The organism is Kitasatospora sp. NPDC034035 (assembly GCF_055575755.1).
The window spans coordinates 142,105-163,530 of the sequence record NZ_JBVISA010000001.1 but is presented as its reverse complement, the minus strand read 5'-3'; the positions used below and the strand labels follow the sequence as shown (position 1 = coordinate 163,530).

The following is a 21,426-nucleotide window of genomic DNA, read 5'->3' as shown; positions in this document are numbered from 1 at the left end:
GACCTTGCGCCACCAAGCTTCGCGAGACTGCGTCGCGCGGTGTGCTCGCCCAGTGCGAAAATCAGGTGACAGAGGTCACACCCTTCGAGGGAGCGTCAGTCGCGGAGCATCTCGGCGACACGGCGGAGGGCGGGGAGGTCGCCGAGGGCGATGGCCTTCCGTCCGGCCTCGACCCGCTGAGCGGCCAGGCCCGCCAGCGCCGTCGTAATGGTGTTCCGGGACACGCCGATGTGCTGGGCCAGTTCGTCGCGCGTCAGGGCCAGTTCGATCCGACGCCCCGCCGTCGCAGTAGCGCCCGCTGAGACGTCGGCGAGCGCGACCAGCACAGCAGCCAGTCGCGCCACGACATCTCCGCCGGTCCGGGCCAGGTCCGACTCCCGCAGCCGACCCATGGCGTAGCGCACCATCACGGGGAACAGGTCCCGCTCGGCGACGAAGCGCAGGAACACCGCCTTGGGAAGCACCGCGACCGCGCAGTCCGATATCGCGTGCACGCTCGCCGAGCGGACTCCGTCGTCCAGCACCGCCACCTCACCCAGCAGTTCCCCCGGACCTCGGAACGCCAACAACCTGGCATGCCCGTTGCGCTCCTGGCGGCTGACTTTCGCCACCCCGGCCAGCAGGGCGAGGACATGAGTGCCCGTCTCGCCCTGCCGCAACAGGGTGGTGCCGATGGGGTGCCGACGCTCGAACGCCTCCCCCAGCATGTTCGTCCAGACCTCGGCGCCCATGAGGTGGCGCAGGTTCCAGCCCAACGAGTCCGGGGTTCGGCTGCCGTGATCGGTCATGCGATGACCCTAGGAGGAGCGGCACTCGGTACGCAGACGAATCGGGGCTTCGGGGCGCCCCCGGGGCGCGCCCCGGTTGCCGACCCTTTTCGGGTAACCCGTCAACGGCGGATTGATCGACGTTCTCGCCGTAGCACGAACTCTGCTTTTCGCGCGGGGACTTGGCGTGGAAACCCTTCTGATGGGCGAATCCGGGGCGGGTTGGCGGTGCGGGGGCGGCGGGGCGAGAAGCCTGGTGCGGGGCGGCGTTCCGCCGGGCGCGGGACTGGTGTGCGAGATGTCGGGCATGTCCGGCAAGTTGCCACAAGTCGGTTGAGGGACAGTATTTTTGAGTTTCGGTCAGGATTGTCCTGAACTTGGCTATGCTGCAGCACCACGCCTCCGGAGCCGGTCGCCGTCCGTCCCCGTACTGTTCCGATCGTTTGAGGATGCTGAATGCTTCGAGCTGGATCGTCACCCGCCAGACGGCGCCGCGCGCCCCTGCTCGGCTGGCTGCTGCCGACGGCCGTGATGGCCGCGGCCGTGGCGGTCGCCGCGGCGCTGGTGGGCGCCGGGGCCCGGGCCGGGGTGCTGTGGTGCGGGGCGACGGGCACCGTGCTGGTGGCCGTGGTGGCCGCCGAGTCGGCCCGCCGGGGGCGGGCGTTGAGCGAACTGCGGGACCGTAGCGTCCGGCAGGCGGAGGACTTCCAGCGCCGACTGGCCGGGCAGGAGGACGAACTCGCGCGGCTGGCCGAGGTCGAGCTGCGCCGGGTGGTCGCCGGGGCCCGGTACGGGTACTCGATGGACGTCCTGCTGAACCCGATCGGGCAGGACCTGGTGGCCGTGTCGCCGAGGTTCCGCAAGTCCCTGGTGTCCGTCGCGCACGGCATCGCCGTCGCCGTCGACGACGAGGTCAGCCGGCGCGACTCCGCCGAGCGCGCCTTCGTCAACATCGCCCGCCGGGTCCAGGCGATCATCCACCGGCAGGCCAAGGACCTGCGGGAGATGGAGGACCGGCACGGCAACGACCCGGCGGTCTTCGACGACCTGCTGCGCCTGGACCACGGCAACGCGCTGACCGGCCGCCTCGCCGACAGTATCGCCGTCCTCTCCGGCGCTCGCCCCGGCCGCCAGTGGACCCGGCCGATCGCCCTCTACAGCGTGCTGCGCGGCGGCATGTCCCGGATCCTGGAGTACCAGCGGGTGGACCTGCACCCGGTGGCCCAGATCTCGGTCACCGGCCCGGCCGTCGAACCGCTGATCCACGCCGTCGCCGAGCTGCTCGACAACGCGACCCGCTACTCCCCGCCGCACACCCACGTGCACCTGAGCGCCTCCGAGGTGCAGAGCGGGATGGCGATCGAGATCGAGGACGGCGGTCTCGGCCTCACCGACGAGGCCACGGCCCGCGCCGAACGCGCGATGCGCGAGGCCATGGTCTCCAAGGACTTCGACGACCTCACCGAGTCCCCGCGGCTGGGCTTCGCCATCGTCGGCCGGCTCTGCCAGGCGTACGGCTTCCAGGTGTCGCTGCGCCGCTCCGCGTACGGCGGTGTGCGCGCGGTGCTGGTCGTACCGCAGGAACTGCTCACCACCGCTCCCCCGACCGGGCGGGCGCACGGCATCGGCGCCTTCTCCGGCCCCCGTCCGCTCCCGCCGAACCCGCCCCGGCACGCGGCCCCGGCGCGGCCCTGGGGCGCCCGGACCACCTCGGCCGGCGTCGGCCCGTCCTACGGCTCGACCAGCCCGTGGGGCTCGCCCTCCGTCTCGGCGGCGGCCGGGGACGACGAGGTGATCGTGACCGAGCGGACGGCCACCGGCCTGCCGCAGCGCCGGCGCCACCGGCCGACCGGCCGCGCCGCCTTCGCCACCCCCGCGCGCGGCACCGCCCAGCCGTCCGCGCCGCTCGCCGGTCCGACGGCCGGGCCTGCGGCGGGCCCGGCGGCGCAGGCTCCCCGCCCCGCCACGGAGCCGAAGCAGCCCGGCCTGTGGCTGGAGGCGTTCATGGACGGCATCAAGGGCACCGGGCCCGGACCGTCCGCCGGTCCGGTCGGCCGGGTCGGCCGGCCCGGTGCCGCGCAGACCGGCCCCGGACACACCACTGAAGAGACGGCAGGGAAAGGCGAGCAGTGATTCCGCACCGCAGCAACATGGACTGGATCCTCAACGACCTCGCGCACAGCGTCCCGTGCGTGCGCCACGTCATCGTGCTGTCCGCGGACGGTCTGCGGATCGCCCAGTACGGCACCGATCCGGACACCGCCGACCGCCTGGCCGCCGCCTGCGCCGGGCTGCAGAGCCTGGCCGGCGCGGTCGGGCACGAGTTCCCGCACGGCGACGGCTCGATGCGGCTGGTGGTGATCGAGGTGGACGGCGGCTACTTCTACCTGATGGCGGCCGGTGACCGCGCCTACCTCGCGGTGCTCGCCGACGAGGGCGTGGACGCCGGGCTGGTGAGCCACCAGATGCGTGACCTGGTGGCCCGGATCGGCGAGCACCTGTCCACGCCGCCGCGCAACCCCGAGGTGGTCGCGTGAACCGGCCCCCGGACCCGCGCGGCGGCGGGACGGCCACATGAACGGGCACGCGCATGAACGGCCACGCGCATGAACGAGCACAGTGAGGCGGTTGCATGACGGCAGACCAGGGCGGCTGGGACGGCCCCGAGCCCGACCGCCTGTACGTGATCACCCGCGGCCGCAGCGGTCCGTCCGGGCCGGGCGTCTTCGACCTGGTCACCCTGATCGTCTCCCGCGCGGAGCCGACCCCCGCCCTGCAGCCCGAGCACGCGGCCATCCTGCGGCTGTGCCGCTCCCCGCTCTCGGTGGCGGAGGTCTCCGCCTACCTGGGGCTACCCACGAGCGTGGTCACCGTCCTGCTGGCGGACCTGCTCGACGACGAACTGATCGAGGCCCGCGCCGCCGTGCCGGCGGCGGAACTTCCCGACCGGGCCCTGTTGGAGGCGGTGATCCATGGACTTCAGCGGCTCTGACACGGCGGTGGGGCCGGCCGGCGCGGACCTGCTGCCGGACACCGTCACCACGGCGGTCAAGGTGGTGATCGTGGGCGGCTTCGGCGTCGGCAAGACGACGCTGGTCGGCTCCGTCAGCGAGATCCGCCCGCTGACCACCGAGGAGACCATGACCCAGGCCGGGGTCGGCGTGGACGACCCGACCGGGGTCGAGCTCAAGACCTCCACCACCGTGGCCATGGACTTCGGCCGGATCAGCCTCAGCGAGCGGCTCGTGCTGTACGTCTTCGGCACCCCCGGGCAGGAGCGGTTCTGGTTCCTCTGGAACGGCCTGTTCGAGGGCGCCCTCGGCGCGGTGGTGCTGGTCGACACCCGCCGGCTGGAGGTCAGCTTCGAGGTGATCGGGCGGCTGGAGGAGCGCGGTGTGCCCTTCGTGGTCGCCGTCAACGGCTTCGCCGAGGCGCCGAGCGTCCCGCTCGCGGACCTGCGCGGTGCGCTCGACCTGCCGTCCGACGTGCCGATCGTCAGCTGTGACGCGCGCAGCCGCGAATCCAGCCGGGACACCCTGATGACGCTGATGCACTACCTGTACGAGCTGGCCGCGCCGACCACCCGAACCCTGTGACCGGAGACCCTGTGAGCACCCCGTTCCCCGACGCCGCACCCACCCCGCCGCCCGGCTGCCCGGCGCACGGCAGCACCACCGGCCCGATCGGCCCCGGCGGCCTGCGGCGCCTGTACGGGCCGGAGGCCGAGGCCGACCCGGCCGGCCTCTACGAGAAGCTGCGCGCCGAGTACGGCGAGGTGGCCCCGGTCCTGCTGCACGGCGACCACCGGGCCTGGCTGATCCTCGGCCACGGCGCCAACATCACCGCGATGCGCACCCCCTCGCTGTTCTCGCGCGACTCGCGCCTGTGGACGGCGTTCCGCACCGGCGAGCTCCCGATGGACTCCCCGCTGCTGCCGGTGGTCGCCTGGCAGCCGATCTGCGTGTTCGCGGACGGCGACGAGCACCGCCGGCTGCGCGGCGCCGTGCTGGACGGCCTGAACCGCTTCGACCGGCGCGGCATCCGCCGCCACGTGCGGCGGTTCACCACCGACCTGGTCCAGGTGGTCGGGCCGACCGGCCGGGCCGAGCTGATCACCCAGTTCGCCGAGCACCTGCCGATGCTGGTGATGACCAAGCTGCTCGGCATGCCCGACGAGTACGGGCCACAACTGGTCGACGCCGCCCGGGACTTGATGAAGGGCACCGAGACGGCCATCGCCAGCAACGAGTACGTGGTGGCCGGACTGCGCCGGACCATCGCCCTCAAGCGTGAGGAGCCCGGCGACGACCTGACCAGCCGTCTGCTGGCACACCCGGCCGGTCTGACCGAGGACGAGGTGATGGAGCACCTGCGGGTGGTGCTGCTCGCCGCCAACGAGACCACCGTCAACCTGATCGCCGACTCGCTGAAGATGGTGCTCACCGACCCGCGCTTCCGCGCCCACCTGTCCGGCGGCCAGATGACCCTGGGCGAGGCGCTGGACCAGGTGCTGTGGGACTCCCCGCCGATGTCCCTGGTGGCCGGCCGCTGGGCGACCGCCGACACCGAACTCGGCGGGCAGCAGATCAAGGCCGGGGACCTGCTGCTGCTCGGACTCGCGGCCGGGAACGTCGACCCGGTGGTCCGCCCCGACCTGGCCGCCCCGCTGTACGGCAACCGCTCGCACCTGTCCTTCGGCGCGGGGCCGCACGAGTGCCCGGGCCAGGACATCGGGCGGCACGTCGCCGAGGCCGGCATCGACATCCTGCTCACCCTGCTGCCGGACGTCCGACTCGCCGTACCGGAGGAGGAGTTGACCTGGAGCTCGGCCTGGATCTCCCGGCACCTGACGGCGCTGCCCGTGGAGTTCACCCCGCGCGACATCGACCCGGACCCGGTGTCGGTCGCGGAGGCGGAGCGGGCGGCGGCGGTCGCGGCGCAGGCGGCGCAGGCGGCGCAGGCGACGCAGGCAGCGCAGGCGGCCGAAGCGGAGCAGGCGGCCCGGGCCGTCCCGGTGGCGGGAACCGCCGGGACGGGCGCGCAGGCCGGAACCGGCGGGACGGGCCGGAGCGTGGCCCCGACCGTCCCGGCGCAGCGGCGGCGCAGCTGGTGGCAGGTGCTGACCGGCGCCTTCCGCCGCTGAACCGGCACTGACACCTGGGCGGCCCGGCGCCGGAACCACGACGGTTCGGCGCCGGGCCGCCCAGGTGTCAGCCACGCGGGTGTCAGCCCTCGCGCCCGTCGGTCCGGCGGCGGTAGAGGGTGAAGGTGTCCACCGGGGTGAGGTCGCCGTGCGGTCCGTCGAAGGTGTAGTAGGTGACCTTCATGGTGGTGGTACCGCCGCGCCGGTCGCCGGGGTCGACCTCGAAGGCCGCGAAGCCGTGGGCGTGTTCGCGGTCCTGGACGGCGGCCCACGGCGCGTCCTCGGTGAGCCAGACCGACTCCCGGTACGGCGCACCGGGCTTCGGGTCCTCCAGCCCGATGACCACCCGGCCCTTGGGCGTCGGGAAGAGGTCGTCCTGTGTGGTGGCGGCGTTGCCGCCGGCGCCGATGATCATGTGGACGGTTCCGCGCCCGGTGTCGATCATGTCGGTGCGGGTCTCGGTCGGCACCGGAGTGCGGGTGTCGTTGGGCAGGGTGCCGCGGACGGGGTGGGAGCGCTCGTAGTAGTGCTCGTGGCCGCACAGCACCAGATCGACCCCGTAGGCGTCGAACAGCTTGCCCCAGGTCTCGCGGATGCCGAGGTCGCTGCCGGCGCCGTGCATGGAGCTGGAGATCATCGGGTGGTGCATGCACACCACGATCCAGTCGATCGCCCGGCTGCTCCGGGCGGTGCGCAACTCGCGTTCCAGCCAGCGCTGTTGGGCGCCGCCGGAGTAGCCGCGCAGGTAGATGTCGCCGGAGTTCTGGATGGCCACGTCGTCGTTGGCGAGGCTGATGAAGCGCACCGAGCCGACGGTGAAGGCGTACCACATGCCCCGGGTCTCCTCGTCGGAGGAGGCCGTGGAGTCGGGGAGGGAGAAGTAGGCCTGGTAGCCGAGGGCGCCGATCGGGCCGTTGCCGCCCTCGTTCTCGTGGTTGCCGACGCAGGGCATCCAGGGGCGCAGCCGGGTGGAGCGGCTGTTGCTGATGAACCAGTCGGCCCAGGTCGCGGTGCGGCTCTGGCCGTGGCGCCCGGCGTAGGAGGAGTAGCAGAGGTCTCCGTTGACGAGGTTGAAGAGCGGGCCGACGCGTTCGACGGCCGAGACGATGTCGGCGGAGGCCGAGGTGCCGACCTGGCTGCTCATGAAGACCGGGTACTTGCCGAGCGGCGAGGGCATACCGGCGGGGAACGTGACCAGGCGGCGAAGGTTGGGCGCGGCCTGGTCGCCGAAGCTGGTGAAGGTGAAGGGGGCGCGGCCGCGCGGGGCGGTGGTGAAGGTGCCCGTCTCGGGGTTGGCGCCGTCGTGGCCGGCGCTGTAGAGGTAGGTGGTGCCCGGGCGCAGGCCGGTGAGGCGTGCGTGGTGGACGTACACCTCGATCTTGTCGATCGAGTCCCGGTAGGTGCGGGTCTCGGCCTGGACGACCCGGCCGAGGCCGCCGTCCGTCGTGCCGTACCGCACTTGCGGGCGGCGGACGGACTGCGGGGTGAGCCAGGAGACGGTCATCTCCGTGCCGGCGTCGGTGCCGAACTGTAGGTGCAAACCGGTCACGCCGGCCGTTCCGGCGCGGTGCGGGGTGGTCTGCAGGAGTGGGCTGGTGGGGGCGTCGTCGGCCGGTTGGGCGGCCGCGGGTTGCGCGGCCGCCGTCGAGCCTGCTGCCACCAGGGCGGCTCCGGCCGCCGAGGTGCTTTTGAGGATGGACCTGCGTGCAATGGTCATGGGTTCTCCGCCTGTCGAGTGGGGGTTCGACGGGCAGTCACTTTAATGACACGTACACGTAAAGACGATGGTTTTGGCGCACTCCGGGTTCGACGGACGTCGAATTGACGAAATATCGGCGGTGGCGGACCCTACGGAGGCGACTACGCCTCGCGGGTCGGTTACGCCTCGCGGGCCGGTTACGCCTTGCGGCCCACTCCGCCGTACACCGGGACCTCCTCGTCGGCCAGTGCCGGGGACGGCGCTTCGCCCAGCTCCGGGTGCCAACGGTTGATCAGCACCACGCCCGGGTCGTCCAGTTCGAGGCCGGCGAAGAAGCGCTCGACGCCCTCGCGCGAGCGCATGTGGACCTCGATCCCGGCCTCCGCGTAGCGGCGGGCGCCGATCTCCGCCCGATCGGGCGAGGTGTCGCCGGTGCCGGCGGTCAGCGCGAGGAAGCTGCCCGCCGGCAGGGCGTCCAGGAGCTTGCGGACGGGCGGGTGCGCGGCCTCGTCGGAGAGGAAGTGCACGATGTTGATCAGCGTCAGCGCGACCGGCTCGTTCAGGTCCAGGGTGGCGGCGACCGCCGGGTCGGCGAGGAACTGCTCCGGCTCGCGCAGGTCGCCCTGGACGTAGGCGGTACGGCCCTCGGGGGTGCTGGTGAGCAGCGCGCGCGAATGGGCCAGCACGATCGGGTCGTTGTCCACGTAGACCACGCGCGACGACGGGTCGACCGACTGGACGATCTCGTGCAGGTTGGGCGCGGTGGGGATGCCGGTGCCGACGTCGAGGAACTGGCGGACGCCGTGCAGTTCGGCGAGCCGGCGGACCATCCGGTGCATGACCGCGCGGGCGGCGGTCGCCCCCTCGCGCGCGCCGGGCAGGTCGGCCATGACGCGGTCGCCGACCTCGCGGTCCGCCGGGAAGTTCGTCTTGCCGCCGAGCAGGTAGTCGTAGACCCGGGCGGAGTGCGCCCGGTCGGTGCGCAGGTCGGCCTGCGGCGGCTCCTCGAACCCGGCCTCGGTCAGCCAGCTTTCGGATGCGTCGGCGCCGAACGCGTCGGTGTCGAACGCGTCGGTGCCGAATGTGCTGCTCTCCGCGGCACTGCTGTCCGATGCGCTGCTGTCCGATGCGCTGTTGTCCGGTGTGTTGACGTCCACGCTCGCTCTCCCCGTTCGGCGTAAGTCCGGACCACTCAACCACAGTCGATGATCGTCCGTCAGGCGGTTCCCGGTGAACGCCCGGCCACGGTCTCGGCATCTCGGACGGCGGCCGCGAAGCTTGGCACCTTCATCGCCGTCAGCAGCGCGAGGGCCGGGCCCATCGTGCAGAGGGTGACGTACCCGGGGATCACGCCGAGCCAGTGCCGGTCGCTGAGCCACTCGGCGAGCAGCGGGAAGGTGCCGCCGAACGCGGCGATGGTGGCCGCGTTGACCACGCCGAGGCCGACCGCCCGCACCTCGGTCGGGAACAGCAGCCCGGTGAAGACGTTGAGCGTGCCGAGCACCGTCGCCACCAGCATCCCCAGCAGCACGGCGACGACCTGGAACGGCAGCCAGCCCTGGCGCAGCCCGGCCAGCAGCACCCCGACCAGTGGCACGGGCAGGGCGAACCCGATCCGGGCGACCGGCAGCAGGCCGAAGCGGTCGGCGGCGGCGCCGGTGAGCAGCATGGTGACCAGCACGACGCCGAGCACCACGGTCATGAACGAGGCGGCCGACTCCTTGTCGATCACGTGGTAGGCGGCGGCGTACTGCGGCAGGTAGACCAGGGCGAAGTAGTAACCGACCGTCCCGCCGAGGGTGTTGAGGAAGACGGTGAACGCCGCCCACCGGTGCTCGCGGAGCATCCGCAGGAACGGCGGGCGGGCACCGTCCGCCACGCTCTCCCGGGCCCGGTGGAACTCCGCGCTCTCCGGTGCCGAGCGTCGTACCCAGACGGCAGCCAGCCCGAGCAGTGCGGCGACCACGAAGCCCCAGCGCCAACCGCCGTTCTCCAGGCCGGACTTGCCGATGGTGTGGATCAGCAGCGTGAGCACCCCGAAGGAGAGCAGCGAGCCGAGGATGATCCCGCCGTACGACACCGAGCTGAACGCGAACCGGTGCCGCGGCGGGGCCGTCTCGGTCACGTACGCGGCCACACTCGGCGCCTCCCCACCGAAGGCGAGTCCCTGCACCAGCCGCGCGAGGACCGCCAGCACCGCCGCCCAGACCCCGATCGAGCGCTGGCCCGGCACGGCCGCGATGCCCAGACTGGCGACGGCGATCACCGCCATGCCGAGGCTCAGCGCGAAGCGCCGCCCCCGGGTGTCGCTGAGCCGGCCGATCAGGTACGACCCGACCGGGCGGGCCACGAAGCCCACCGCGAAGGTCACGTACGCCCCCAGTACCCCGCCGACCCCGTGTTTGCCGTGCCCGAAGAGGTCTGCCGCGAAGTAGGGCGCGAGGACGGCGTAGATGTTCCAGTCGAAGGACTCGACCACCGAGCCCACCGTCGCCGCGGCCAACTCCCGCCGCCGTCCGCCGACTTCCGACCTCTTACGGAGTGGGGTGAGCGCACCGCTGTCTGTCATGGCCCCAGCATGGCACCGTTCGGGACCCTGTGGAATCGGGCGCCCCCGGGTCCGGCGCGAGGCCGCCGGGCCACGTCCGGTACGCCTACGGAATATCGAGGTGACTGATGTGATGACCGGGTGATATTTGTGTGCGGTGCATTCCATGATCCCCCGAACCTCGCGGCGCATCCTGCCCGCCACCGTCGCGGCCGTCGCCACCGCCGCCCTGCTGGCCGGCTGCACCAGTGGCAGCAGCGGCAAGACCGCGCCCACCACGGCCGCCGCCGACGCCGCAACGCCGAGCGTCACCCCGACCCCCACGCCGACGGCCAAGCCGACCGGCGCCGCAGACCCGGCGCTCCAGGCGTTCTACGGTCAGCAACTCGCCTGGGCGCCCTGCCCGAAGGACCCGCAGAGCGAGGGGGACAGCTCCGCCCTCCAGTGCGCCTCCCTCAAGGTCCCGCTCGACTACAGCACCCCGGCCACCGGTACCCTGGACGTCGCGGTGGTCCGCAACCCCGCCACCAAGCCCGACCAGCGGATCGGCTCGCTGCTGCTCAACCCGGGCGGCCCGGGCGGCTCCGGCGTCCAGATGGTCACGTACAACTCCAAGGGCTTCGACGGCCCGCTGCACGAGCGCTACGACATCGTCGGCTTCGACCCGCGCGGCGTGGCCGGCACCAGCCCGCTCAAGTGCCTCGACGACCAGGCCCGGGACGGCTGGCTCAACACCGACGAGCCCGGCGCCGACCACGGCAAGCAGCTCGCCGACGCCTGCCAGGCCAAGTACGCCCAGCTGCTCCCCTTCGTCGGCACCCGCAACACCGCCCGGGACATGGACGTGCTGCGCGGCGCCCTCGGCGACCAGAAGCTCAGCTACCTCGGGATGTCCTACGGCACCTACCTCGGCTCGCTCTACGCCGAGGAGTTCCCGGACCGGGTCGGCCGGCTCGTCCTGGACGGCGCCACCTCGCCCTCCTTCTCCCTGGTCCAGCACAACATCGAGCAGGAGGCCGGCTTCGAGCGCGCCCTGAAGGCCTTCGCCGCCGACTGCGTCACCAAGGACCCGTGCCCGCTCGGCACCGACGCCGGCCGGGCCCCGCAGAAGCTCGCCGACTTCCTCGACGGGCTCAAGGACAAGCCGCTGAAGACCGCGAAGGGCCGCACCCTGACCTCCAGCGCGGCGTGGACCGGCGTGATCAGCCGCCTCTACGGCGGCGAGAAGGCCTGGAGCGGGCTGCGCAACACCCTCGGCTGGGCGATGGTACGCGGCAAGGGCGACGACCTGCTCGCCCTGGCCGACGGCTACAACGGCCGTGACAAGGACGGCCGTTACACCCCCTCCGTGGACGCCTACACTGCCATCCACTGCGCCGACGGCGCCACCGACGCCCCGGCCGGCGACCAGCTGCAGGCCTCGCTCACCGACCTCGCCGCCAAGGCCCCGCTGGTCAGCAAGCACGACCCGCTCGCGGCGCTCTTCGACCCGGACTGCCGGATCTGGCCGTTCCGCGCCACCGAGAAGCCGCACGTCATCACATCGACGGCCACCACGCCCATCGTGGTCGTCGGCACCACCGGCGACCCGGCCACCCCGTACGCGTGGTCCGAGAAGCTCACCGCCGAGCTCGGCAACGCCGTCCTGCTCACCCGCGAAGGCGAGGGCCACACCGCGTACGGCGCGAGCAAGTGCATCCGCGCCTCGGTCGACGCCTTCCTGGTGGACGGCACCGTGCCGACGGCGGGCACCCACTGCCCCACGGACTGACCCCCGCCCGAACGACAGCGGTCCCGTGTGCCCGGCCGACCGGCCGCGCGCCCGGGACCGCTGTGCGTCGCCGCCGGTCAGTGCCCGGGGTGGTGGACGAACCGGTAGGTGTCGCGGTCGAGTTCGGTGACCTGGACGCCGAGGGCGGCGGGCTCTGCTATCCGGGAGCGGAGGGCGCCGAGGACCCGGTTGGTCAGCTCGGCGCGCTGTTCGGCGGTGCGGCCGGCCAGGATCTTGACCTCGACCAGGACCACGGCCTCGCCGGTCGTGCCGTCGCCGACCCGATGGTGCGCGGCGGGACGGAAGACGGTCTTGCACTGCGACACGGTCGTATCGATCACCTCGGTGATCGCCTGGTGGACCTCGTCGGCCAAGGCCGCGCGGTCGAAGTCGAGTTCGGCCGAGTGATCGACCAGGATCTGCGGCACGGGAACCTCCCGGAGTCGGACAGTACGGCGCCGACGCTACCGCGCGGCGGTGGGTGGTCGGCGGGCGGGGCCCCGGACGGCGAGACGGGCGGTACAGCGGGCGGCGCAGGCGAGACGAACGGCGCAGTGGATGGCGCAGTGGACGGTGAAGCGGGCGGTGAAGCAGACGGGCCCCGGCGCGGGGTGCGGCGCCGGGGCCCTGCGGTGGAGCGGTGGCCGGGTCAGCAGCCGAAGTCGACCTTGCGGAAGGTCGCGTAGTGGTCGGCGGTGTAGTAGTCCTCGTGGTACTGCTTGCCGGTGATGATCCAACTCTTCACCTCGGGTCAACTCGACGTACCCGAAGGTGACGTGACCTGGCCGGTTACCGCAGCGGCCGGACGCCTGCGGGCCCATCCGGGGCCCGCAGGCGTCACGCCGTCAGCCGCGCGGCAGGACCAGGGACTGCGCCGCCGGCAGCTTGCGCCAGTCGCTCGACACGATGCTCGCGTGCGCCTTGGCCAACTGCTCGACGCGGGCCCGCGCCTGGTCGGCCGTCGGGTCGGTGCCGCTGATCTCCGGCGCGACCTTGTGGGCGTCGGTCATCACCAGCAGGTAGTGCGCGTTGTCGTACCACGCGGTGTCGATGCCGTTGACGTAGGTGGCCGCATCGCCGTCGAAGACCACGAACCACGGCCGGATCGAGGCGTCCGCGCCGGTGTACTGACCACGCGGGTCGCCGGCCGCGGCGCCCAGCACGGCCGGGAACACCTGGGCCTGGCCGAGCCGGCCCGCCGCCGCCAGGTCGCGCAGGTGCCGCCCGTACTCGACGTCGGTGTGCAGGGTGTCGAAGGGGTTGCCCAGCTCGACCGTGCCCGGGATCGCGTACAGCAGCACCTTCCCGGCCAGCGCCGAGCGGCTCGGCCAGTTGCCCGCCCGCACCGCCTCGTCGAGGCTCGCGTACGAGCCGCCGCCCGGCTTGGCCAGCAGGTCGGCGGGGCGCAGCACGGCGGAGCCGAGGTGCTGGGCGATCAGGGCGTCCAGCTGGTCGGGGCCCATCCCGAGGTTGGCGGAGAAGCCCGGCTTGAGTTCCAGCTTGATGACCAGCGTCCCGGCCGCCGGGTGCGCGGCGAGCCAGACCCGGACGTCGTCCAGGCAGTTCTCCAGGTTCTTGTTGGTGCCGCCGCTGTAGAGCTGGGCGGGGGTGGTCGCGGCGGTGCAGTTGTTGCCGTTGCCGAGCGGGTTGGAGTGGCTGACCTTCCACTCCTTGGTGACGATGTTCGGCCAGAGGTCCAGCTCGATCATCCCGGTGCCGGTGTCCAGGCCCTGAGCCAGGTACGGGAAGGCGGCCGGGTCGTAGGTGTTGTGCAGGCCGACGGTGGTGGCCGAGCCGAACGGCAGGTCGCCCGTCCCGCTCGGGGCGGCGCCCGCCGGGACGGTCGTGATCAGCGCGGCCGCGCCGGCGAGCAGGCCGGCCGCCAGGAATCCGGACAGAGTACGGCGTACGGTCATGGGAACCCCCCGAGGTTCGGAACGTGCCGGCTGCCCTCCTCCGGGCAGCCTGACGAAGCATCGCCCACCTGGGCGTGCTCCGCGTGAAGAAGGCCCGACAATAGCGTGACGGGCGCACTGCTTCTCCGCCGGTCCCCTCCCCCTCCTCCACATCCGCCACTCGCGGCCCATCGCCCACACCTCCGCCCCGCCACCGCCCCCGCCACGCCACGCCACGCCAGAGACGGTGACGGAGCCTCAGGGTGTCGGACCCGCGGGTTAGCGTGGGCTCGCGAACAGGGTGCGGCCCGCCCGCACCGAGGCGCCGAGCGGCGGAGGAAGCCGATGTCCCTGGTCCGGGTCCACAATTTCTCGATCTCCCTCGACGGCTACGGCACGGGCGAGGGGCAGAGCCTCGACGCGCCGTTCGGCCACGCCGCCCACCGGCTGCACGGCTGGTTCTTCAACACCCGGACGTTCCGGCGGATGCACGGCGAGGAGGGCGGCGACACCGGCGTGGACGAGGCGATGGCCCGCGCCTGGGGCGACGACATCGGCGCGGAGATCATGGGCCGCAACAAGTTCGGCCCGCAGCGCGGCCCCTGGCAGGACGAGGAGTGGAAGGGCTGGTGGGGCTCCAACCCGCCGTTCCACACCCCCGTCTTCGTGCTCACCCACCACCCGCGCCCGACGCTCGAGATGGAGGGCGGGACGACCTTCCACTTCATCGACGCGACGCCCGAGGAAGCGCTTCGCCAGGCCCGCGAAGCGGCCGGCGGCAAGGACGTGCGAATCGGCGGCGGCCCGAGCACGGTCCGCGCCTTCCTGGAGGCCGACCTCATCGACCACCTGCACGTGGTCGTGGTGCCGATCGTCCTCGGCCGGGGCGAGTCGCTCTGGGCGGGGCTGGAGGGCCTGGAGCAGCGCTTCCGCACCGAGGCGGTGACGGGCCCGAGCGGCGTCACGCACCTCACCTTCACCCGGCCGTAGCGAGCCCGCACACGTGACGGCGGCCTCCCCGCGGGTGCGAGGGAGGCCGCCGTCGGTGTTTCGGTCGATCAGACCGCGATCAGACCCGGTCCGCCGCGATCAGCACGTACTGGAACGAGCCGTCCTTGTAGGACTCGATGAACGCCTCCTCGATGCCGGTGACCAGCGAGGTGGTGTTCCGCAGCTCCCAGTAGGGCAGGGTGTCCGGGGTCAGGTCGATGACGGCCTGGGGCACCAGACGGTTGTCGGCCATCGCCCGCAGGTACTCGCGGCGGGAGTGGATGTTGCACTCGAAGTGGGCGTTGATCTGCGAGACCCACTTCGACGGCTGGCCGTACCGCGGGTTCCAGCAGCCGGTGATGGTCACGTACCGGCCGCCGACGCTGAGCACCCGGGAGTGCTCGGCGAACAGGTCGTGCAGGTCGACGTACATGCTGGACTCGTTGTTCCAGGAGCCCGCAGCCGAACCGGTCTCGATGGGCATGTCCAGCATGTTGGCGACCCGGGAGCGGACGAACGATCCGATGCCGAGCTCAGCGGCGCGCTTGTTGCCGAAGTCGGCCTGCTGGGTGGAGAGGGTCAGGCCCTCGACCCGGCAGCCGAAGCGCTGGTGGGCCATCACCATCGAGCCGCCGCGGCCGCAGCCGGCGTCGACCAGGGTGCCGTCGGCCGGGATGGCGCCGAGGTTGTCGAGCAGCACGTCGGCCTGGGCGGACTCCAGGCGGTGCAGCTCGGCGATCACCTTCTTCTCGCGCTCGCTGTCGGCCGGGTCGCCGATCGCGGCCTGGTCGATCTCGCCGATGCCGTAGTGGTGGTGGTAGAGGCCGTCGACGTCGCCCAGACGAAGGTTGACCGGGCGAGCCTCGTGGTCCCAGTAGCGTGCGATGTCGCCCTGGTACGGAGTCGCCGGGCCGGGGATGGCCTTGCCGGAGGTGGTGCGGTCGTCGGTCAGGGACATGGGTCAACTCCAAGGTTCTTAAGACTGGTTACCGAGCACGGGTGTCGTCGCCGAGCTCGGGTGTCAGCGCCGGGGGCGAGTGGTCACCAGAAGTCGGGCAGGGTGTAGCGGTGGGTGTTGGTCTGGTGCCAGTAGTGGTTGCCGTCGAGCCACGCGGCCACACCGCGCAGGAAGCGCACCAGAGTCGGCACCGGACAGGCGACGGCCAGAGCGGCCGACTCGGCCTCGAAGGCGCGCATCAGGTCGTTGTGGACCTCGACGGCCTTCAGGTAGCCCTCCTTGCGCGAGACGCCCTCGCGTTCCGAGATCACCACAGGCAGGTTCAGGTGCAGGCCGGGGCCGGCCAGCTCCTTGGTGTACGAGTACAGGTCGTTGACAATCGTGGTGGCGTTGCCCGCGAGCGCGATCACCCGCTGCATGGCGGGCAACGCGTGCAGCTCGACGGGCAGCTCGTAACCGCCGACGGTGTCGGTGATCGTCGGACAGGGGCGGAAGTTGTTGAACTGGCGCATGGCCAGGTACTCCCACACCTCCGGCACGTGGTCCGTCTCCGCCCAGGCCGCCTCGGCCAGGTACCCCAGGTGCAGCCGTGCCATGTCGTGCCGGAAGCGGTCCGACTGGGAGGGCGTGGAGGCACGGACGAAGTAGTCCATCGCCGAGCGGTACGAGCGCCGGGGGGCGTCCTCGGACAGGGAGGCCTCCCAGGCCGGGTGGTACTCCGGCGTGGTGTGCAGCGGGTCGATCGCGGTGTGCGCGAGCAGCAGGCGGCTGCCCAGGCCGACCGGCGATCCGCCGAGGTCCTCGCAGTAGTAGTCGTCCACCGCGTTCTCGGCCACCATCAGGCGGGCCGCGAGCATCAGGTGGTCGATGCTGGGTGCGTCGGGGTGACAGGCCACCATGTAGCGCCCGGTGGAGAACCCGTCGAAGTCCTTCTCCCACTCCGGCGGGTAGAGCTCGATCTCGTCGATCGCCCAGGCCTTGATCTTCAGGCTGAGCGCCTCCACCCGGACCGGGTCGGGCTCGGCGATCGGGTGGTGGTAGAGACCGGGGATGGGGTCGCCGGTCCTGGGCTTGCCACCGCTCGGAGCCTCGGCGGCCGGAGCCACCCCGAGTGCGGCCGATCCGAGCGCCGCCACGCCGGGCAGGGCGGGGACGGACAAGGCGGGGAGGGACAGGGCAGGAAGGGACAAGGCAGGGACGGGCGGCACCTGGACGTCGGGCACCACGACTTCGGACACCACGGCCTCGGACACCGGGGTCTCCGCAGCCGAGACCTCGGGGGCCGACACCTCGGGGATCGCGACCTGCGGGGCTGCGACCTCGGGCTCCGGGACCTCAGGCGTCACGGCCTCAGGCGTCACGGCCTCAGGCGTCGCGGCCTCAGGCGCCGGGACCTGCGGCCTCAACTGCAGCCCGGCGGTGCCCAGTCCGGTGGGCCCGCGCAGGATCCGCTCGATCGCCGGGGAGCTCATGAGCCCACCGCCGGGGCGGCGGCGGGCCCGGGTGGTGAGTCCGCTCGGACACACAGGGGCATGAAGCCTCCTCTGAGAAGGATCGCGCGATATGACGGGTCGTCATCTCGCCCGCCGCGAAGGGAACTCCTGGCGACGGACCCCGTCTTCGCTCGATTCCCAACCGTAGGCGCGAAGGCCCGTTCCGGAACGCAACGGACGATCTTCTACACCCGATAGGGTGAACGTTCATGCTGGCGGCGTTTGGTTGCGCCCCTGTCATGCATCTGCCCGCTCAGCACACAGGGCGCCCCGCCCCGCATCGACCCCCTCGACGCCCCCGCCCCCCGCGTCAACCCGGCGCACCCCACCCGTGTCCCGTTCCGGCCGTCGGCGTTGTGCCCTTCGCGGCGGGGTTTGTTCGAATGCAGATGGCCGACCTCGCTCCGGAGAACCCGCTGGAACGCGGGCCGGCCGACCTCTGGGCCGGCGGGATCCTCTGGTCGGCCCAACTCCTCGAACACGCCCTGGGCCCGGAGCTTCCCCCGTGCCGCCGACATCGTCGACGACCTGTCGGTCTTCCTTCGCGTGGCCGGGCACGGCCGGGCGCGTAAGGGGGAGAAGAATGGCCACGGCTCCGTGGAGGATCGGAGCCAGGAAGGAAGACCAGCGCATGGAGAGCCAGGCCCGCAGCCGCACCGCACTCATCGAGGGACTCATGGAGCGCTATCCCGACGTGCCCCGGGAGGCGGTGATCAAGGAGGACCTGCTGCGGGGCGGCATGGCCTTCGACGAGTCCGCGCTCAGCGGCAGTGCCGGCACCGACGGGGGCGGCGAGGTCAAGCCGAAGTCGTACTTCATCTTCTCCTTCGACCACCGCACCCTGCCCGAGCTGGGCGCCGCCGCGCTCAACCGGCCGCCGGAGGAGATCGTGCTGACCGGCGGGCCGTACGGGCTGCGCCGCACGGTGGTGTCGGTGCGGGTCAACCCGGACTCGCCGTACCGGGTCGGCGCCGGGGAGGACGGCACGCTCGGCCTCTACCTGGACGGTGCGCGGATCGCCGACGTCGGTCTGCCCCCGATGCCCGACTACTACCGGCACACGCTGGCCAACGGGAAGTCGGTGATGGAGGTCGCCCCGACCATCCAGTGGGGTTACCTGATCTACCTCACGGTGTTCCGGGTCTGCCAGTACTTCGGCGCCAAGGAGGAGTGCCAGTACTGCGACATCAACCACAACTGGCGCCAGCACAAGGCCGCCGGCCGCCCGTACACCGGGGTCAAGCCGGTCGAGGAGGTGCTGGAGGCGCTGGCACTGATCGACGAGCACGACACCGCCCTCGCCTCCCAGGCGTACACCCTCACCGGCGGCGCGATCACCTCGCACGTCGGCGGCCGGGACGAGGCCGACTTCTACGGGCAGTACGCCAAGGCCATCGAGGAACGCTTCCCCGGCCGCTGGATCGGCAAGGTGGTGGCCCAGGCGCTGCCGCGCGAGGACGTCCAGCGCTTCCACGACTACGGCGTGCGGATCTACCACCCCAACTTCGAGGTGTGGGACCGGCGGCTCTTCGAGCTGTACTGCCCGGGCAAGGAGCGCTACGTCGGGCGCGACGAGTGGCACCGCCGGATCCTCGACTCCACCGAGGTGTTCGGGCCGGAGAACGTGATCCCCAACTTCGTCGCGGGCGTGGAGATGGCCGAGCCCTTCGGCTTCACCACGGTGGACGAGGCGATCACCTCCACCGAGGAGGGCCTGCGCTTCTTCATGTCCCACGGCGTGGTCCCGCGCTTCACCACCTGGTGCCCCGAGCCCACCACCCCGCTCGGCAAGGCCAACCCGCAGGGCGCACCGCTGGAGTACCACATCCGGCTGCTGCAGACCTACCGCGCGACCCTGGAGGAGTTCGGGCTCTCCTCGCCGCCCGGCTACGGCCCCGCCGGCCCGGGCCGGGCGGTCTTCTCCGTCAGCTCCTTCATGGACTCGCTGCCCGCGTAAGCCCGCCCTCCTGAGCGCACACCGCTACGGCGCCGCCCCCTCGGAGGGCGGCGCCGTCGGAGGCGCTTCGGGGCATCACGGCCGCATCGGGTTGACCGGCGCGATCGTCGGGCCGGTCAACTCCCGTTCTGCGGGCGGACGGTGAGGATCTGCTCGGCGCGGCCCACCGGCCCGTGCTCGTCGTGCAGGACAGTGCTGGTGACACCGTGACCGGCCGGGCCGAAGCTGACGCTGGTGTCCAGGCCGGTCCAGGGGCCCTCGGGGCGGCGGTGGAGGTGGATCGTCAGGTCGGTGTTGGGGAACATCCACTCGGTGGGGTCCTGCCGGGCGGCGATGCCGTTGGCGGTGTCCACCAGCGCGATGAAGGAGGCGTGCGGGCTGCTGGGCTCCCCGGCGACCAGTCCGGCCCGGCTGGAGATCCAGGCGGCGGCGCGGCCGGGGGCCGTCTCGCGGCGGCGGACGTCGATCGAGGAGATGTAGCCGCCGCCCCACAGCCCGCTCATCGTCCAGGGCTCGAACTCCTCGGGCGCGGGCAGCCGCTGGTCGTGGGTCCCGGCGATGGCGGCGGTGTCGAGTTCGGCGAGGAACCACGCGCGGGCCCGGACGACGGCGCGCTCCCCGATCACCACGGTGGCCTCGACCAGTTCGATGGTGCGCCCGGGCCGGACGGTCTCCACGGTGACCTCGAACTCCTCGAGGGCGATCAGGCCGAGTATGTCGAAGCTGATCCGGGTCAGCGCCAGGCCGTTGCCGGGGCGGCCGGCACGGTACTGGTCGATCGCGTGGACGATCAGGCCGCCGAGCGGGCTGAAGTGCTGCTCGTCGGGGTGCCAGGCGCCCTGGGCCTGGAGGGTGGGCTTGTAGCGGTTCTCGCCGGTGCGCTGGTAGTAGCTGTCGGGCGCGGTGGTGGGGGTGGTCACGTGCGCTTCTCCTCGGGCCGATCGCTGGTCACCGGGCGGGCGCCGCCGGGGTACGACGGCGCCCGACCTCGGCGTTCAGGATCGTAAGGGGCCGAACCGCCTCCGGGGCGTGACGGTGACGCATCCCACACCCCGCTGCCCCTTCGGCAGCCCGAGCGTCGTCAGTGCGCGGCGAGCGGGTAGTGGTCGGAGAGGTCGGTGTAGGTGTAGCTCTTGCCCCAACTGCTCACCGTCCAGGGCGCGCTGTGCTCCCGGACGACCTGGTTGGTGTACTGCTGCGGGCGGGCGTGGTCGGCGCGGTAGAGCACGTAGTCGAGGTCCTCCTTGGGCTCGCCCGGGTAGCGGTAGGCGGCGATGGAGTTGTCGGCGGTGTCGAAGGAGTACGGCCAGCCGGTGCGGGCGGACGCCGGGGCGAGGTTGCCGTTGTCCAGCAGCGCCTGGTACTCGGAGCCGTGGGAGTCGATGTTGAGGTCGCCCGCGAGGACGATCGGCTCGCCGGCCGGGATCCGCTTGGCGTCGAGGAAGCCGCGCATCGCAGTGAGTTGCTTGGCCCGGATGTCCGCCGCCTGGCCGCTGGTGCAGCCCGAGTCGGTGGACTGCAGGTGGGTGCCGACCACGTGGGTGCGGCGGCCGTCGACGTCCAGCACCGCGTAGACGAAGCCCTTGTTGGAGAACCAGTCCGAGCCGCACGCGTCCTTGTAGACGTACTGTTCCTTGTGCAGGATCGGCCACTTGCTGAGCAGGGTGACCCCGCCGTCCTCGGGGGTGGTGGAGCTGTAGCTGCCGGAGGTGGCGTCCCAGCCACTCGTGGAGCGGCCGACCACGGGCGTGTGGTACGGGTACGCGGCCGAGGCCTTCGCGGTCAGCGCGTCGGAGGCCGCGTTGTCGAAGGCCTCCTCCAGCACGACCACGTCGTGGCCCTGGAAGAAGTCCGCCGAGGCGATCGCCTGCGCCCGGTACTGCTGGCCCCAGTTGGGGTAGAGCGTGGTGCTCATCAGGAACACGTTGTAGGTGAGCACGTCGAGCGGGGGCGCACTCTTCTCTGTCGACGTGGGGGCCGGCGCGCTCTCGGCCGAGGCGGGGGCGGCGCCGAGCGTGGCGAGCACGGTGGCGGCGGCACCGGCGGCGAGGGCACGGCGGACGGACGACAGCGGCATCTGGGCTCCGTGGGGCGTGTCGTGGACCCGTCGGGTCGCGGGATGTTGTGTATCCAACGTGCCGGTCGGCACGGACCGCAAGACGTCGGGCGAGCATTCGGTGAACCCGCCGGTAACACCCGCACGAA

18 protein-coding genes are annotated in these 21,426 nt (G+C 72.1%); 8 read left to right on the top strand and 10 right to left on the bottom strand.

Going from position 1 to position 21,426, the window contains the following annotated elements:
• Positions 1-95: 95 nt before the first annotated feature.
• A complete protein-coding gene (locus ACZ52J_RS00695; protein WP_465614854.1) occupies positions 96-788 on the bottom strand; it encodes a Crp/Fnr family transcriptional regulator in 693 nt (230 codons plus the stop codon).
• A 435-nt stretch (positions 789-1,223) separates the two neighbouring features.
• Here ACZ52J_RS00695 and ACZ52J_RS00690 point away from each other — a divergent pair, with 435 nt between their 5' ends.
• The 5 genes from ACZ52J_RS00690 (at position 1,224) to ACZ52J_RS00670 (ending at position 5,910) form a co-directional block, all read left to right on the top strand.
• Entirely contained in the window at positions 1,224-2,900 is a 1,677-nt protein-coding gene (locus ACZ52J_RS00690; protein WP_360501815.1) for an ATP-binding protein, read from the top strand.
• A gap of 17 nt (positions 2,901-2,917) precedes the next feature.
• Positions 2,918-3,304 carry a roadblock/LC7 domain-containing protein gene (locus ACZ52J_RS00685; protein WP_199807809.1) on the top strand — a complete coding sequence of 129 codons (387 nt, stop codon included), beginning with the start codon at positions 2,918-2,920 and terminating at the stop codon, positions 3,302-3,304.
• Positions 3,305-3,399: 95 nt separating this feature from the next.
• On the top strand, positions 3,400-3,759 hold the full coding sequence (locus ACZ52J_RS00680) for a DUF742 domain-containing protein (protein ID WP_360501812.1): 360 nt from the start codon (positions 3,400-3,402) through the stop codon (positions 3,757-3,759).
• Entirely contained in the window at positions 3,740-4,363 is a 624-nt protein-coding gene (locus ACZ52J_RS00675) for a GTP-binding protein (RefSeq protein WP_465614853.1), read from the top strand. Before ACZ52J_RS00680 ends, ACZ52J_RS00675 begins: the two co-directional genes overlap by 20 nt.
• 11 nt (positions 4,364-4,374) lie before the next feature.
• Positions 4,375-5,910 (top strand): cytochrome P450, encoded by a 1,536-nt coding sequence (locus tag ACZ52J_RS00670; RefSeq protein ID WP_465614852.1) that lies wholly within the window; start codon positions 4,375-4,377, stop codon positions 5,908-5,910.
• A gap of 82 nt (positions 5,911-5,992) precedes the next feature.
• On the opposite strand, the gene ACZ52J_RS00665 is transcribed toward ACZ52J_RS00670, so the two are convergent.
• The 3 genes from ACZ52J_RS00665 to ACZ52J_RS00655 all read right to left on the bottom strand — a co-directional run bounded on the left by ACZ52J_RS00665 (position 5,993) and on the right by ACZ52J_RS00655 (position 10,178).
• The gene (locus ACZ52J_RS00665; protein ID WP_465614851.1) at positions 5,993-7,627 is read right to left on the bottom strand and encodes a purple acid phosphatase family protein; all 1,635 of its coding nucleotides are present in this window, start codon (positions 7,625-7,627) and stop codon (positions 5,993-5,995) included.
• 179 nt (positions 7,628-7,806) lie between these two features.
• Entirely contained in the window at positions 7,807-8,634 is an 828-nt protein-coding gene (locus ACZ52J_RS00660) for an SAM-dependent methyltransferase (protein ID WP_465615271.1), read from the bottom strand.
• A gap of 191 nt (positions 8,635-8,825) precedes the next feature.
• Positions 8,826-10,178 (bottom strand): MFS transporter, encoded by a 1,353-nt coding sequence (locus ACZ52J_RS00655; RefSeq protein ID WP_465614850.1) that lies wholly within the window; start codon positions 10,176-10,178, stop codon positions 8,826-8,828.
• A 145-nt stretch (positions 10,179-10,323) separates the two neighbouring features.
• On the opposite strand from ACZ52J_RS00655, the gene ACZ52J_RS00650 reads away from it, so the two are divergent.
• Positions 10,324-11,928, top strand: coding sequence for an alpha/beta hydrolase (locus tag ACZ52J_RS00650; RefSeq protein WP_465614849.1), 1,605 nt, complete (start codon positions 10,324-10,326; stop codon positions 11,926-11,928).
• Between the two features lie 77 nt (positions 11,929-12,005).
• Here ACZ52J_RS00650 and ACZ52J_RS00645 read toward each other — a convergent pair whose 3' ends face one another.
• Together ACZ52J_RS00645 and ACZ52J_RS00640 are read right to left on the bottom strand one after the other, a co-directional pair.
• Entirely contained in the window at positions 12,006-12,356 is a 351-nt protein-coding gene (locus ACZ52J_RS00645; protein ID WP_465614848.1) for a 5-carboxymethyl-2-hydroxymuconate Delta-isomerase, read from the bottom strand.
• A 417-nt stretch (positions 12,357-12,773) separates the two neighbouring features.
• Positions 12,774-13,844, bottom strand: a complete 1,071-nt coding sequence (locus ACZ52J_RS00640; protein ID WP_465614847.1) for a phosphatidylinositol-specific phospholipase C domain-containing protein — start codon at positions 13,842-13,844, stop codon at positions 12,774-12,776.
• A 324-nt stretch (positions 13,845-14,168) separates the two neighbouring features.
• Here ACZ52J_RS00640 and ACZ52J_RS00635 point away from each other — a divergent pair, with 324 nt between their 5' ends.
• Positions 14,169-14,813: a dihydrofolate reductase family protein gene (locus tag ACZ52J_RS00635; RefSeq protein ID WP_360501787.1), complete on the top strand. Its 645-nt coding sequence runs from the start codon at positions 14,169-14,171 to the stop codon at positions 14,811-14,813.
• 79 nt (positions 14,814-14,892) lie between these two features.
• On the opposite strand, the gene ACZ52J_RS00630 is transcribed toward ACZ52J_RS00635, so the two are convergent.
• Positions 14,893-15,771 carry a geranyl diphosphate 2-C-methyltransferase gene (locus ACZ52J_RS00630; protein ID WP_465614846.1) on the bottom strand — a complete coding sequence of 293 codons (879 nt, stop codon included), beginning with the start codon at positions 15,769-15,771 and terminating at the stop codon, positions 14,893-14,895.
• Between the two features lie 83 nt (positions 15,772-15,854).
• Complete coding sequence (locus tag ACZ52J_RS00625; protein ID WP_465614845.1) at positions 15,855-17,243, bottom strand: family 2 encapsulin nanocompartment cargo protein terpene cyclase; 1,389 nt, start codon at positions 17,241-17,243, stop codon at positions 15,855-15,857.
• Positions 17,244-17,895: 652 nt separating this feature from the next.
• Between ACZ52J_RS00625 and ACZ52J_RS00620 the strand changes: the two genes are divergently transcribed.
• Positions 17,896-19,221 carry a radical SAM protein gene (locus ACZ52J_RS00620; RefSeq protein WP_465614844.1) on the top strand — a complete coding sequence of 442 codons (1,326 nt, stop codon included), beginning with the start codon at positions 17,896-17,898 and terminating at the stop codon, positions 19,219-19,221.
• Between the two features lie 116 nt (positions 19,222-19,337).
• Here ACZ52J_RS00620 and ACZ52J_RS00615 read toward each other — a convergent pair whose 3' ends face one another.
• Positions 19,338-20,141, bottom strand: coding sequence for a thioesterase family protein (locus tag ACZ52J_RS00615; RefSeq protein ID WP_465614843.1), 804 nt, complete (start codon positions 20,139-20,141; stop codon positions 19,338-19,340).
• A 161-nt stretch (positions 20,142-20,302) separates the two neighbouring features.
• A complete protein-coding gene (sph, locus tag ACZ52J_RS00610) occupies positions 20,303-21,298 on the bottom strand; it encodes a sphingomyelin phosphodiesterase (RefSeq protein WP_465614842.1) in 996 nt (331 codons plus the stop codon).
• Positions 21,299-21,426 lie beyond the last annotated feature (128 nt).

Coding starts and splice junctions, on each gene's coding strand:
- ACZ52J_RS00690 (WP_360501815.1), top strand. CDS start 1,224: ATGCTTCGAGCTGGATCGTCACCCGCCAGACGGCGCCGCGCGCCCCTG.
- ACZ52J_RS00625 (WP_465614845.1), bottom strand. CDS start 17,243: ATGAGCTCCCCGGCGATCGAGCGGATCCTGCGCGGGCCCACCGGACTG.
- ACZ52J_RS00650 (WP_465614849.1), top strand. CDS start 10,324: ATGATCCCCCGAACCTCGCGGCGCATCCTGCCCGCCACCGTCGCGGCC.
- sph (WP_465614842.1), bottom strand. CDS start 21,298: ATGCCGCTGTCGTCCGTCCGCCGTGCCCTCGCCGCCGGTGCCGCCGCC.
- ACZ52J_RS00680 (WP_360501812.1), top strand. CDS start 3,400: ATGACGGCAGACCAGGGCGGCTGGGACGGCCCCGAGCCCGACCGCCTG.
- ACZ52J_RS00695 (WP_465614854.1), bottom strand. CDS start 788: ATGACCGATCACGGCAGCCGAACCCCGGACTCGTTGGGCTGGAACCTG.
- ACZ52J_RS00630 (WP_465614846.1), bottom strand. CDS start 15,771: ATGTCCCTGACCGACGACCGCACCACCTCCGGCAAGGCCATCCCCGGC.
- ACZ52J_RS00640 (WP_465614847.1), bottom strand. CDS start 13,844: ATGACCGTACGCCGTACTCTGTCCGGATTCCTGGCGGCCGGCCTGCTC.
- ACZ52J_RS00665 (WP_465614851.1), bottom strand. CDS start 7,627: ATGACCATTGCACGCAGGTCCATCCTCAAAAGCACCTCGGCGGCCGGA.
- ACZ52J_RS00620 (WP_465614844.1), top strand. CDS start 17,896: ATGGAGAGCCAGGCCCGCAGCCGCACCGCACTCATCGAGGGACTCATG.
- ACZ52J_RS00675 (WP_465614853.1), top strand. CDS start 3,740: ATGGACTTCAGCGGCTCTGACACGGCGGTGGGGCCGGCCGGCGCGGAC.
- ACZ52J_RS00685 (WP_199807809.1), top strand. CDS start 2,918: ATGGACTGGATCCTCAACGACCTCGCGCACAGCGTCCCGTGCGTGCGC.
- ACZ52J_RS00655 (WP_465614850.1), bottom strand. CDS start 10,178: ATGACAGACAGCGGTGCGCTCACCCCACTCCGTAAGAGGTCGGAAGTC.
- ACZ52J_RS00635 (WP_360501787.1), top strand. CDS start 14,169: ATGTCCCTGGTCCGGGTCCACAATTTCTCGATCTCCCTCGACGGCTAC.